General features: G+C 69.4%; 10 protein-coding genes (1 of these 10 running past the window's edge). 6 read left to right on the forward strand and 4 right to left on the reverse strand.

Annotation, left to right across the window (positions count from 1 at the left end):
• Positions 1-3,530: the 3' portion of an AAA family ATPase gene (locus ABMY26_RS31185; protein WP_372399383.1), read on the forward strand. The gene continues 220 nt to the left of window position 1, outside the view; the window shows 3,530 of its 3,750 coding nt (coding positions 221-3,750); its start codon lies beyond the left edge, outside the window; its stop codon occupies positions 3,528-3,530.
• Positions 3,531-3,576: 46 nt separating this feature from the next.
• On the opposite strand, the gene ABMY26_RS31190 is transcribed toward ABMY26_RS31185, so the two are convergent.
• Positions 3,577-4,419: a MoxR family ATPase gene (locus tag ABMY26_RS31190; RefSeq protein ID WP_045584688.1), complete on the reverse strand. Its 843-nt coding sequence runs from the start codon at positions 4,417-4,419 to the stop codon at positions 3,577-3,579.
• Between the two features lie 520 nt (positions 4,420-4,939).
• On the opposite strand from ABMY26_RS31190, the gene ABMY26_RS31195 reads away from it, so the two are divergent.
• Positions 4,940-5,482, forward strand: a complete 543-nt coding sequence (locus ABMY26_RS31195; RefSeq protein WP_372399384.1) for a hypothetical protein — start codon at positions 4,940-4,942, stop codon at positions 5,480-5,482.
• Position 5,483: 1 nt separating this feature from the next.
• Positions 5,484-6,725 (forward strand): glycosyltransferase, encoded by a 1,242-nt coding sequence (locus ABMY26_RS31200; protein ID WP_372399385.1) that lies wholly within the window; start codon positions 5,484-5,486, stop codon positions 6,723-6,725.
• Here the strand turns inward: ABMY26_RS31200 and ABMY26_RS31205 are convergent.
• Positions 6,692-7,699 (reverse strand): YheC/YheD family protein, encoded by a 1,008-nt coding sequence (locus ABMY26_RS31205; RefSeq protein ID WP_372399386.1) that lies wholly within the window; start codon positions 7,697-7,699, stop codon positions 6,692-6,694. The two genes, ABMY26_RS31200 and ABMY26_RS31205, sit on opposite strands and share 34 nt — an antisense overlap.
• A gap of 367 nt (positions 7,700-8,066) precedes the next feature.
• Here ABMY26_RS31205 and ABMY26_RS31210 point away from each other — a divergent pair, with 367 nt between their 5' ends.
• From ABMY26_RS31210 to ABMY26_RS31220, 3 genes are read left to right on the forward strand one after another with little or no spacing between them, the layout of a single operon-like run.
• Complete coding sequence (locus tag ABMY26_RS31210; protein ID WP_372399387.1) at positions 8,067-9,152, forward strand: hypothetical protein; 1,086 nt, start codon at positions 8,067-8,069, stop codon at positions 9,150-9,152.
• A 3-nt stretch (positions 9,153-9,155) separates the two neighbouring features.
• On the forward strand, positions 9,156-9,431 hold the full coding sequence (locus ABMY26_RS31215) for an acyl carrier protein (RefSeq protein ID WP_372399388.1): 276 nt from the start codon (positions 9,156-9,158) through the stop codon (positions 9,429-9,431).
• Positions 9,431-10,369 carry a hypothetical protein gene (locus ABMY26_RS31220; RefSeq protein ID WP_372399389.1) on the forward strand — a complete coding sequence of 313 codons (939 nt, stop codon included), beginning with the start codon at positions 9,431-9,433 and terminating at the stop codon, positions 10,367-10,369. The genes ABMY26_RS31215 and ABMY26_RS31220 overlap by 1 nt, the downstream gene beginning before the upstream one ends.
• A 21-nt stretch (positions 10,370-10,390) precedes the next feature.
• On the opposite strand, the gene ABMY26_RS31225 is transcribed toward ABMY26_RS31220, so the two are convergent.
• Both ABMY26_RS31225 and alaS read right to left on the reverse strand, forming a co-directional pair.
• Positions 10,391-10,723 (reverse strand): DHCW motif cupin fold protein, encoded by a 333-nt coding sequence (locus tag ABMY26_RS31225; RefSeq protein WP_372399390.1) that lies wholly within the window; start codon positions 10,721-10,723, stop codon positions 10,391-10,393.
• 74 nt (positions 10,724-10,797) lie between these two features.
• Entirely contained in the window at positions 10,798-13,467 is a 2,670-nt protein-coding gene (gene alaS / locus ABMY26_RS31230; RefSeq protein WP_372399391.1) for an alanine--tRNA ligase, read from the reverse strand.
• Positions 13,468-13,506 lie beyond the last annotated feature (39 nt).

Genomic DNA, 13,506 nt, shown 5'->3' on the forward strand with positions numbered 1-13,506 from the left:
ACCCCAACGGCATCCGCACCACCGATGTGCGCAGCATCCTGCGGCGCGGCGCCGGATCCGGCTGGGCGGAGGTGGATTTCGTCGGGATCGACGGAGATGCCTACCGGGCGAGGTGGGAGGTGCGGCGGGCACGGCAGAAGGCGCAGGGTGCCCTGCAACTGCAGAGCATGTCGCTGAGCAGCCTCGACGGCGAGCGGCGCTACGGCGACGGCAAGAAGAGCGTGCTCGACGAAATCGAACGGCGGCTGGGCCTCAGCTTCGAGCAGTTCCGACGCGCCGTCCTGTTGGCGCAGGGCGACTTCGCCACCTTCCTGAAGGCGCCGCCGCGCGAACGCTCCGCCCTGCTGGAACTGCTGACCGGCACGGAGGTGTATTCGCGGCTGTCGGTCGCCGCCCATGAACGGGCGGGTGCGGAGCGGCAGACGCTCGACACGCTGGAGGCGCAGGGCGGCGGCATCGGCGTCCTCGCCGACGAGGATCGCGCCGCCCTGCAGGCGGAAGCCGCCGATGCGGCAAGCGCGGTCCAGGCGGGCGAACAGGCGCTGGCGCTCACCCGGGCGGCCATGGCCTGGCACGAGCGCGATGCGCAGCTCGCCGCGGCGGTGGAGCAGGCGCAGGCAGCGGCCCGAACCGCCGAAGAGGCCTGGGCGGGAGCGGAAACGCGGCGTGGCGCGGCGGCCCGGCTGCGCAGTCTGCTGCCGGTGCGTCCGTTTCTGGAGGATGCCGACCGGACGGCGGGAGATGCGGCCGCGGCCGCGGCGGCGGTGGATCGCGCGACGGCGGCATGGGAAAGCGCCCGGCTTGCGGTGGAGGAGTCGACCGGTCGCCATGGCGACGCCCGGCGCCGCTTAGAGGCCGCCTGCACGGCACAGGCCGGAGCCGAACCCGACCTGGAGCGTGCCGCCGATCTGGATGGGCGGATCGCGGCGTTGACCGGCGAAGGCGACGCCGCCGAGGCTGCGGCACAGGCCGCCATGCAGCGGAGCGCCAAGGCACGCAAGGCGGTGCAGGACATCGGGACAGCCCTGTCGGCGGCGCAGACCGAGTCCGCAAGGCTGGACTCCTGGCTGCGCGGACAGGCGGGCTTCGAGCCGGTCGCGGCCGATTGGGAGCGCTGGGACCGGCTGTTGGACCGGCACCAGGCGGCGGCCCGCACCGGAGACGCCGCCCGCCGGGAGAGGATGGCCCGGGAGTCCGAACTTGCAGTCCTGACCGCCGCCGTCGAAGCGGCAGAGAGCCGGGCGGCCGAAGCGAAGGACCACTGCATCGCGGCCGAGACGGCGTTGGAGGCACTGCGGGCCGAGGCGGTGCCATCGCTCGACGATGCCCGGACGGCGCGGGCGGAGGCGGGGCGCCGCCGCGATGGGCTGCGGGCCCTGCTCGCCACCGGCGAGATGCGGCGGCGCCTGTCGGCCGACCGGACGGCGGCGGAGACCGAGCGGGTGCGGCTGCTGGCCGAAGCGGGGCGCGACGGCGCGGCGGCGCAGGAACTTGCAGAGCGACGCAACGAACGGCGTGCCGCCGCCGACGAGGCGGAACGGACGCTGCAACGCCTGCTGCTGGCCCGGCGGGAGGATGTGAAGAGCCTGCGCGGACGGCTGGAGGAGGGCGAGCCCTGCCCGGTCTGCGGATCGGACTCCCACCCCTGGGCGGGAACCGGCGCCACGCCGCTGGACCGGGTCACCCGGGAGCAGGAAGCGCATCTCGCCGGCCTGCGGGAGGATCTGGCCGCCATGGTGGCCCGCCATGCGGCACTCGAGGCAGCAGCCCAGGCCGCGCGGGCGGGGGCCGACGGGCTGGCGGCACGGCTGGCGGCGATGGCGCGGGAGGCCGATGAGCTGACGGCGCGCTGGACGGCGCAGGCGGCGGCTGCCGGATGGAGCGGCGATTGCAACGCGCTGGCCGACATGGCGGCGGCGCTCGACGGCGTGGAACAGCGGTTGGCGGGCATCGCCGCCGACGAGGAGCAGGCGCTGGATCACCACCGGCGGCTCGACGCGGCACAGCAGGAGCAGCGCCGGCTGGAAGCCACCGCTGCGGCGCTGGCGACGGAGAGCGAGGCGGCCCGGCAGCGGTTGGCCGAGGGGCGGCAGGCGGCGGCCCTGGCTGCGGCGGCGCTGGAACGGGCAGAGGGCGACCGCGACGCCGCCCTGGCGGAACTGGCGGAAGGGCTGGCCGGCGAAACCGATTGGCGCACGCGGCTGGAGCGGGATTCGGAAGGGTTCCGCAGCGCGTTGGCGGAACGGGTCGCCGAGCACCGGGCGAAGAGCGATGCATTGGCCCGCGCCGGCCGTGAGGTCGAACGGGCAAGCGGCGAGCGCGCGGTGCAGTCGGCGGAGCTGGATGCGGCGCTGAGGGCGGAGGAGGAGGCACGCCAGCGGGCCGCCGATCTGGCCGGTCGGCTGGCCGAGGCCCGGACGGCACGCAACGCGCTGCTCGGCGGACGGGCGGTGGTGGCGGTGCGCAAGGCGCTGGCCGACGAGCGGCAGGCCGCCGACACGCTGGTGGAGAAGGCCACGATCGTTCGCCAGGACGCCGCCGCCCGCCTGTCGGCGGCGGAGCGGGAACGGGAAACCCGCGACGAGGCGGCTCGCCTGTATGCCGGCAAGGCGGTGGTGGCCAGGGAGCGGCTGGAGCGGGCGACGGACGAACGCTCCATCGGCTTGGAGGAGATCCGCCGGCTGCTGGCCGCCCCCGACGCCGGGCTGGAGGCCGAGGAGCGGGCACTGGCGGCGTTGGAGCGCGCGCGCGGCGATGCGCTGCTGGTGGTTGATGAGCGGCGGCGGCAGCGGGACGGCCACCATGCCGCCGGCCGTCCGGCGCAGACCGCAGAAGAGGCGGCCGCCGCGGCCGATGGAACAGGCACGATCCTGGAGCGCGACCGCGACCGGCTCGGCTCGGCTCGCGGCCGGCTGGAGGCCGACGACGCCAACCGGCTGCGGCTGGCCGGGCTAAGCGCGGCGATGGAGGCCCAGCGGGCACGCTGCGCCCTGTGGGGCAAGATGGCGCAGCTGATCGGCTCGGCCAACGGGCAGAAGATGCGCAACTTCGCCCAGAGCCTGAGCCTCGACCTGCTGCTGACCCATGCCAACCGGCATCTCGAGGATTTGGCCCGCCGCTACCGGCTGGAGCGGGTGGCCGGGGCCGACCTGGAAATTCAGGTGGTCGACCGCGAGATGGGCGACGAGCGTCGCGGCGTCCACAGCCTGTCGGGCGGCGAGCTGTTCCTGGTGTCTCTGGCCCTGGCGCTGGGCCTGTCGGCGATGGCGGCCGGCGCCTCCGGCGGCATCGGCACGCTGTTCATCGACGAGGGCTTCGGCACGCTGGATCCCGACAGCCTGGACGTCGCCCTGTCCTGCCTGGAAGCCTTGCAGGCGGGCGGCCGTCAGGTCGGCGTCATCAGCCACGTCCCGGCGATGGTCGAGCGCATCGGCACGCAGATCCGCGTGGTGCCGCTGGGCGGCGGGCGCAGCCGGGTGACGGTGCTGTCGCCGGCCGGCGTGCCGGGGGCGGCGCTGACTGAGGCTTGATGGCGGCCGGCGTGCGCCGGAGGGTGGCCGGCTCCCCGCCCGGCGCTCAGCGCCCCCGCTTGGCCAGGAAGGCCAGCCGTTCCAGCGTGTGGACGTCCTGCTCGTTCTTCAGCAGGGCGCCGCACAGCGGCGGGATCAGGGTGCGGGCATCCTTGGCGCGCAGGGTTTCCGGATCGACGTCCTCGACCATCAGCAGCTTGATCCAGTCCAGCAGCTCCGACGTGGAGGGCTTCTTCTTCAGGCCCGGCACCTCACGCAGGTCGTAGAACAGGTTCAGCGCCTCGCGCAGCAGCGCAGCCTTCAGGCCGGGATAATGGACCTCGACGATGCGTTCCATCGTCTCGCGCTCGGGAAAGCGGATGTAGTGGAAGAAGCAGCGGCGCAGGAAGGCGTCCGGCAGCTCCTTCTCGTTGTTCGAGGTGATGATGACGATGGGCCGCCTGGCCGCCGTGACCGTCTGCCGGGTCTCGTAGACGTGGAACTCCATTCGGTCGAGCTCCAGCAACAGATCGTTGGGAAACTCGATGTCGGCCTTGTCGATCTCGTCGATCAGCAGGACCGGAGGTTCCGGCGCCTCGAAGGCCTCCCACAGCTTGCCGCGGACGATGTAGTTGGCGATGTCGTGGACCTTGGCCTCGCCCAGCTGGCTGTCGCGCAGACGGCTGACCGCGTCGTATTCGTACAGGCCCTGCTGCGCCTTGGTGGTCGATTTCACATGCCAGGACAGCAGCGGCTTGTTCAGCGCGCGGGCGATCTCAACCGCCAGCACGGTCTTGCCGGTCCCCGGCTCCCCCTTCACGAGAAGCGGGCGCTCCAGCGTGATCGCGGCGTTGACCGCCACCATCAGATCGTCGGTGGCGACATAGCGGTCGGTGCCGGCAAAACGCATTTCGATGTCCTCGTCCTTTCGCGTGCCCGACAGTCTTGCCATTCCCGTTCCGGCTGGCAAGCCCCGCCGAACCCGACGCTCCGCTCCGGCGGCGACGGCGTATCGTTCCCGGCCTCGACCGGGCCTGGATGGGAGGAATCGCAACGATTCTCCGCCGGACCATTCCGTTTCTTTTCGTTTCACCATCACCCTTGCCAATCGCTTCCATTTGATCGAAGAGAAGGAGAACGCTCGATCAATGATCGGGGCAAAGGAAATCCAGGAGACAAGATCTTCAAGATTTTCATGAAAGAGTCCTGCATCTAAAGTTTTCGTGCCGCATGACACGGAATAACGGAACCGTGGATCATTGATGGACAATCGCATCGTTCTTGTCTGCGGAATGTTCAGCAGCGCTTCAACCTGGGCATTCAATGCCGCGGTTGATCTTCTTCGCCTGAGCACTCCTTGTCACGTCGCCTTCGCCGCAAATCTGGATGGCGGAACACAGTTGCCCATACCGCCGGCCGGAACGGTACTGGTGCTGAAGACCCATGGCTGGGGCGATCCGGCCGCCTTCCTGGACCGCCACCCGGACACGCCCTGCCTCGTCACCATCCGGGATCCGCGCGATGCCGTGGTGTCGCTGATGCAGCGCTTCGATTACGGCTTCGACCATGCCCTGGCCTATGCCGCCCAGGGCGCCGCCGGAATCGTCGGCGCGGCACGCCAGCCGAAAAGCCTGCTGCTGCGCTACGAGAGCGGTTTCATGGATCAGGCCACGACCATCGACCTGATCGCCGGCCATCTCTCCCTCCGGCCTTCGGCTGCGGAGATGGAGGCGCTGTTCCGGCGGCTGCGGCCCGACGCGGTGCAAGCCGCCATTGCCGAGGCCGAGCGGCGGAACCGCTTTCCCAAGGGGTTGCCCGCCGGCGAAACCGCCGACCCTTCGACGCAATGGCACCCCGGCCATGTCGGCGACCGCCTGATCGGCAAATATGCCAAGCTCCTCGACCAGGCGAGGCAGGCGGCGGTGGTCGCGCGGATGGCGCCCTACATGGCGCATTTCGGCTACGGAGCATAGCATGTCCGCCGTTCCGGCCGCGCCCGCCCTCCGGCCCGCCTCCACGACCGTCGTCGCGATGGAAGCAACGACCTTTCACGGCCCGGAGGCCATGACCGGCATCGGCCGTTACGTCCGCAACATGGCCCGTTGCCTGGCACGCATCCATGCCGACGAGGGTGCCCGTCTCATCGTGACGCTCGGGCGACTGGCGCATGCACCGCTGCTTGCGGAGACGGTCGCGAATGACGTCCAGGCCCATCTGTTCCAGCCGCTGATTCCCGGCCCCCCGTCCGATGGAGCCGCAAGACAGGCGGGGTGGCGCGATACTCCCGACGCTCTGGAAGACGACCTGATCGCCAGGGGGGCGACCGTCTATTTCGATCCGAATCCCTTCGCCATGTACAAGAGCTTCTTCGCGCCCAGGCGGCTGGGGCATGCGGCGATGATCCACGACCTGGTGCCGCTGAGCTTCCGCTCGGCGTATCTCGACCGGTGGCCGGACCCGTTGAAGGCCGAATATGTGAGGCGTCTCCTCCATTTGGCGGAAACGGCCGATGTCCTGTTCTTCCCGTCGCATGCCAGCGCCGAGGAGTTCCACCATCATGTACGACCGCGGGACGGGATGACGCTCTGCGTCACCGGCGAAGGGGTCGATCCGGTCTTTCTCGCTCCGACGGCGTCGGCGGCCGGTCAGGCCGCGGCGAATGGCCGGCCATATATGCTGATGATCTCGAACCTGACGGACAGGCGCAAGAATCTGGGCTTCGCGCTGACGGCCTACCATCATTTCCTGCGGCTGGCCGCCTCGACCCGCCATGCGGGGATGGGGCTGGAGATCGTGATGCCGTCGGATGCGCTGATCGATCAGGCGCAGGCCCATTGCCACGCGCTGGGGATTGCCGGGCATGTCCGCTTCCACATCGCCGCGCCCGACGACAGCCTGCGCCGGCTCTACCGCGACGCGGCCCTGCTGGTCTGCCCCTCCGCCGCCGAAGGGTTCGGATTGCCGGTCATCGAGGCGCTGGCCTGCGGGACGCCGGTGCTGAGCAGCAGCAGGGCGGGGTTGGCCGAACTGCAATGCGACGGCTGGATCATGCAGGCCGACCTGTCGTCCGAAGCGGCGCTCGCCGCCGGCATGCTGCGGGCGGTCGACCGGCCGCGCGGCGACCCCGAGGCTGCCCGCCGCTATGCCTCGAGGTTCGACTGGACCGAGGTCGGCCGCCGGACCTATCGAGCCCTGTCCGCGGCCACGCGCTCATGACCCGCCGTCCCGCGCGCGACCGCCATCGCATAGCCGATCATATGCTCGGCGCGGGCATGTTCGTGCAGGCTGCTCTGCGGGAAGGCGTTGGCCTCGATCGCCCACAGCCGGCCCTCCTCGTCCAAAGCCAGATCGATGCCCAGTTCCGACAGCGGCAGCGGTTTGGTCGCATCGACCTGCCTGGCGATCTCCATCGCCAGGGCGACGATCCGGTTCCCGAGTTCCTCCGCCTCCGCCGCACTCCGCCGCACGGCCAGGAAACCGTCGATCGGCCCCTGGTAGCCGCCCTGGCTGATGTTGGTCAGGAAGCGTCCCGCCTCGGCCAGCCGGACATAGGCGCGGGTCACGCCCCACTCGCCATCGGCCCGCCGCTGCACATGCACCCGGAGATCGGCGGACCGGCCATCGACCGCGGCCGAACGGATGAAGCGCTGCACCAGATAGCGGCGATACCGCAGGCGCCCGGCGATGCGCGCGCGGACATGGCCGACCACCTCCCCCAATGTCCCACGGATCGTGCCGCCGGCATGCTGGAGCAGCCAGCCTTGCCCGCTGCCGGCTTCCCCGCCGCCGGTTTCCCGGTGGATGAACTGGATGCCGAAGCCGCGGCGGCCGTCGACCGGCTTCACCACGGCGCCCCCATGCTCCAGGAAGGCAGCCGTCAGCGTGGCGTCGATGGCATCGGACGGAATCCCGATGGTGGGAATGGCGTACGGCAGCAGGCTGCCGCCGCACAGAAGATCGTGAAAGGCCAGCTTGTCGAGGCCGGAGTCGGCGATGACCGGACGGTTCCGGCGAATCCAGCCGTCCAGTTCCTGCCAATCGTCGTCCGCCCCGCTCTTCATCACGACCACGTCCGGCAGGGAGAACCAGCCGGACCTCCAGCCGGCGGGCGTCCAGCGCTCCCCCGCGATCACCCCCCTCTGCCTGTCCCAGGACGATCTGTCGAGCAGCACCAGATCGGCGCCCTGCAAGGCAGCCTCCGCAAGCAATGCCCGAAGCCTCGGCTGAGGAAACAGGTCACGCGGCTGACTTTTATAAGATATGAAGCCGATCTCCATCATTTCCGACAGTTCTTTTCCCAGTCATCAATCTTAGATATTGCGTTGACTCGACTCTGAACACTATGATAACGGACATCATACGCGGCCGACCTTATACCGAACACTGAATTTTCCAGATTGGAAAATTGCAACGAAATGAAATGGTATCTTCTCCCAAAAGTGGCCCCGACGCCGCTCGGCGCGAAGAGGCGGACGATGCCCGCCTGCGAACCGCCGAACGGATGGGCAGGACATCCTGCCGGCCCCAGCCTCCCGCTCCTTTGACGACGAGTGGACCATGGACGACCAGACCGACTCGCCCGACGATTTTCACGCGACCTGCCTGCGGACCGCGGCCCAGGCCCGCGGATTGGCGACGCGCTATGTCCAGGGTGTCTACAGCCGTTTCCACCCCTATCCGTCACGCTGGCTCCGGTTCGAGATCGATGGGCAGGGCTATCTGTTCGCGTCCGGCATGCTGCTGATCGAGGGGCCCAACCCATGGCGCGGGCTCGGCCTGCACATCAACGAGGAGGCGGCCCTTCTCACCCGCGACAAGCAGAGGGCGAAGGACTTTCTCGAGGCGCAGGGCTTCAGCACCCCGGCGGGACGGGTGTTCCGCCGCAACGACCTCTCCGCCGCCCTGGCGGCCTTCCCGTCATTTGCGACACCGGTCTGCGTCAAGCCCAACCAGGGCGCCAAGGGGGATTTGGTCTTTCCAGGCATCGCCGACCGGGTGCGCTATGAGCGGGCGATCCGGCGGGTCGCGGCGCAGCACCAGAAGATACTGGTCGAGGAGAGCGTGACCGGCCAGCTGATCCGCTTCTTCTACCTGCGGCCCCGGGTGGTCGCGGTCAAGCTGAGCCGGCCGGCCAGCGTGGTCGGCGACGGCACCGCCAGCATCGCGCAACTGATCGACGCCAAGAACCGGCTGCCCCGCCGGCAGGAGTTGCACGGCCATTCCGACATCGAAGTCGATGACGATCTCCTCGATTTCCTGGCGATGGCCGGCCGCAGTCTGGACGATGTGCCGGCACCATCGGAGCGTGTCTTCCTGCGCGGCACCTCGAACGGCGCCACCGGGGCGGACAGCATCGACTGCCACCGCGACCTCCACCCCTCCTACATCGACCTGATCGCCGCGGCCTGCACCACGGTGCCCGGCCTGAACCTGACGGCGGCCGACGTGATGATCCGGGATCCCTCGGTGCCGGCGCAGCGCGGCAATTACTGGATTCTGGAACTGAACCGGAATCCCGGCATCAGGCCCTACCATTTCCCCTGGCGCGGCGAACCGCAGGACATCGCCGGAGCGATCCTGGATTTCCTGGAGCAGCGCGCCGCGACCGCCTCCGCCCCACCCGCAACATCCTGCGAAGAGTAACCGATGACCGCAACCGTCACCCCTGACCGCGATGCCCTGCAACACTGGATGATGGCCTATCTGGCGACCATCTGCGGGCTTGCGGCCGATGCCATGGACCCCGGCCAACCCTTGGCCGGCTACGATCTCGATTCGGTGGATGCCGTCGAAATGGCACTGGAAATGGAAAAGGCGTTCGGCCTCATCCTCGCTCCGGATACCTTCCTGGAGAGCCGCAACTCGGTCTCGGCCATCGCCGACGCCCTGGCGGGCCGGGAAGCCCCCTCCCCGCAAGTCTGATGGCAACGGATATCCCTGCCTGGATCCACGCGTCCAACCAGCCCCCCGCCTGGTCGCTGGCCGCCCTGGCGGATCCGGCCGCCGGCCCCGAACAGCGTCTGAGCGCCTGCCAGTCCCTGATCCAGAACGGCGTCGTTCACTGGACGCTGCCGCATGCCGAAGCGCTGTGCCGGACCCCCGAGGTCGCGGAACGGGCCGAACAGCTGGTTGCGCTTTGCCGGATGCTGTGGGATTGCGACCTGACCGCTCCCGCGGCGATTCCGGCGACGCTGGCCCGCGATCCGGCGGCCGGGAACTATTGGATGGTGCCGGCCGGCTCCACCACCACCCTCCTCGCCTTCACCGGGCGGGCCAGACGGCTGTCGGTTTCCGTCTATCTGATGCAGCGGATCCTGGAGCCCTTCGGCGTCAACGTCATCTATCTGTTCGATCCGGCCGACAGCTTCTATATCGGCGGCATCGGCGGACGCTGGACCGGGATGGAGCCGACGGTCGAGCTGCTGCGCCGGCTGTGCGACGGCTTCGGCACCCGGACGCTCTATTGCCTCGGCCAATCCACCGGCGGCTACGGCGCGCTGCGCTATGGGCTGGACCTCGGCGCCGAAGCGGTCCTCGCCTTCTCGCCGATGATCTGGCAGGTGATGCGGCCGCGGCCATTGGCTCGGATCTCCCAGTTGCTCGGCCGTCCGGTCGGCGCGGAGGAGGTCGATCTGCGGCATCTCTATGCCGGCCGGGAGCGGCACCCGCGCGCCCGGATCGTCTGCGGCGGCGACAATGCGGCCGATCTGCGCTCGGCGGCGATGCTGGCCGGCCTTCCCGGCATCGACCGCCACATCCTGCCTAGTGTCAGCGACCATGCGGTCATCACGACCCTGCTTCAATCCGGCGATCTGCGGCGGATGATCGGGGAATTTCTCGGCATGACCTGCCCGGATTGACCGGCCCGGATTGCCGGCCGCTCAGTCGACGATGAACAGGGTGGCGCCGATTTCGGTCGAGGACCGGTGCGGATGGTCGCCGAAATCCGACACCTGATAGCTCATGCCGGCGGTCAGCACGAAGCGCCGGCCGTCCTTCAACTCGGTAACCAGTTCGCCGCTGACCACGAACAGGACATGGCCGCGGTCGCACCAATGGTCGGCCAGATAGCCCGGCGTGTATTCGACCAGCCGCACCCGAAGCTCGCCGGCGCGGAAGGTCCGCCACAGCGCCTTGCCGGTCTCGCCCGGATGTTCGGTGACGGGCACTCCGGCCCAGTCGGTCACGGTGAAGGGAAGAGTCGGGAGTTCCATCGCCGGACCTTACGAAAACGGCATGAACGGAAAAACGGCCCCCGAACGCATCCGGGGGCCGGGTCGCCCGGCGATCAGGAGGCCGTCCTGGCCGCGATCGCCTTTTCGATGGCCTCGACCGCCGCCGGGGCCAGCGAGGCGTCGGGGCCGCCGGCCTGGGCCATGTCGGGCCGGCCGCCGCCGCCCTTGCCGCCCAGCGCCTCGGCGCCGACGCGGACGAGATCGACGGCGCTCAGGCTGGCCGTCAGGTCGTCGGTCACGCCGATGACGATGGAGGCCTTGCCCTCGTTCGCCGCGATCAGCACCACGACGCCGGAGCCGACCTGCTTCTTCAGCTCATCGGCCATCGGCTTCAGGTCCTTGGCCGGCAGGCCCTCGACCACGCGGGACGCGACCTTGATGCCGGCCACATCCTTGGCCTCGCCGCCGCCCTCGGCCTTGGCGCCGCCTCCCATGGCAACCTGCCGGCGCAGATCGGCAAGTTCGCGCTCCATCTTGCGGCGCTCCTCGACCAGCACGGCCACGCGGGCCGGAACCTCGTCGGGCTTCACCTTGAGGACGCTCGCCGCCTCGGTCAGCAGCTGGTCGCGCTCGGACAGCCAGGCCTTGGCGCCGGTACCGGTCAGCGCCTCGATGCGGCGGACGCCGGCGGCGACCGCGCCTTCGGAGACGATCTTGAACACGCCGATGTCGCCGGTGCGGCGGACATGGGTGCCGCCGCACAGCTCGATGGAGTAATCACGGTCCAGCTCGCCATGCGGCCCGCCCATCGAGACGACGCGCACCTCGTCGCCGTACTTCTCGCCGAACAGCGCCATGGCGCCCTGGGCGCGGGCCTCGTCCGGCGACATCAGCCGGGTGACGACGTCGCTGTTGGCCAGGATGCGGCGGTTGACCTCGTCCTCGATCACCGCGATGTCGGCGGCGCTGAGGCCGGTCGGCTGGCTGATGTCGAAGCGCAGACGCTCCGGCGCCACCAGCGAACCCTTCTGGGTGACATGGTCGCCCAGACGGTGGCGCAGCGCCTCGTGCAGCAGGTGGGTGGCCGAGTGGTTGGCGCGGATGGCAGAGCGGCGGGTGCCGTCGACCCGCAGTTCGACCACGTCGCCGACCGAAAGGCTGCCCTTGGTGACGGTGCCGACATGGGCCCACACCGCGCCCAGCTTCTTCAGCGTGTCGGACACCGCCACTTCGGCGCCGGTGGCGGAGAATATCACGCCGGCATCGCCGACCTGGCCGCCCGATTCGCCATAGAAGGGCGTCTGGTTGACGACGACCAGCACCTGGTCGCCGGCGGCGGCGGTCTCGACGCGGGCATCGCCCTTGACGATGGCCGTCACCTTGCCCTCGGCCATCTCGGCGTCGTAGCCGAAGAACTCGGTGGCGCCCAGCTCGTCCTTGATCTCGTACCACAGCTTCTCGGTGCCGACCTCGCCCGAGCCGGCCCAGGATTCGCGGGCCTTGCGGCGCTGCTCGTCCATCGCGGCCTTGAAGCCGGCCTCGTCGACGCCGCGGCCCTGGCCGCGCAGCACGTCCTGCGTCAGGTCGAGCGGGAAGCCGAAGGTGTCGTACAGCTTGAAGGCGACGTCGCCGGCCAGCGGCTGGCCCTCGCCCAGATGGCCGACCTCGTCCTCCAGCAGGCGCAGGCCGCGCTCCAGCGTCTGCTTGAAGCGGGTTTCCTCCAGCTTCAGCGTCTCGACGATCAGGGCGCGGGCGCGGTTCAGCTCCGGATAGGCGTCGCCCATCTGCTGGATCAGCGCCGGAACCAGACGGTGCATCAGCGGTTCGCGCGCGCCGATCATGTGGGCATGGCGCATGGCGCGGCGCATGATGCGGCGCAGCACATAGCCGCGGCCCTCGTTCGACGGCAGCACGCCATCGGCGATCAGGAAGGAGGTGGAGCGCAGATGGTCGGCGATGACCCGGTGCGACACGGCATGGGCGCCGTCCGGCGCGCTCTTGGTCGCCTCGGCCGACGCCATGATCAGCGCCCGCATCAGGTCGATGTCGTAATTGTCGTGCTTGCCCTGGAGCACCGCGGCCAGACGTTCCAGCCCCATGCCGGTGTCGATCGACGGCTTGGGCAGCGGCACCAGATTGTCGGGACCCAGCTGTTCATACTGCATGAACACGAGGTTCCAGATCTCGATGAAGCGGTCGCCGTCCTGGTCCGGGCTGCCCGGCGGGCCGCCGGCAATCGACGGGCCATGGTCGAAGAAGATCTCCGAACACGGACCGCAGGGGCCGGTGTCGCCCATGCGCCAGAAATTGTCGTCGGTCGGGATGCGGATGATCCGCTCGTCCGGCAGGCCGGCGACCTTGCGCCAGATCGCCGCCGCATCCTCGTCCGATGTGTGGACGGTCACCAGCAGCTTGTCGGCCGGCAGCCCGTATTCCTTGGTGATCAGGTTCCAGGCGAACGCGATGGCGTCGTCCTTGAAATAATCGCCGAAGGAGAAGTTCCCCAGCATCTCGAAGAAGGTGTGATGCCGCGCCGTATAGCCGACATTGTCCAGGTCGTTGTGCTTGCCGCCGGCGCGTACGCATTTCTGCGAGGTGGTCGCGCGCCGGTAAGGCCGCGTCTCGGCACCGGTGAAGACGTTCTTGAACTGGACCATGCCGGCGTTGGTGAACATCAGCGTCGGGTCGTTGCGCGGCACGAGCGGCGACGAGTCGACGATCTGATGTCCCTGCTTGGCGAAGAAATCCAGGAACGTGCGACGGATGTCGTTGGCGGTCTGCATACGGTCAAGGCTCCGGGTGCGCGGCTACGGCCTTCCATC

Source organism: Azospirillum sp. HJ39 (assembly GCF_041507355.1).
GTDB lineage: Bacteria > Pseudomonadota > Alphaproteobacteria > Azospirillales > Azospirillaceae > Azospirillum > Azospirillum thiophilum.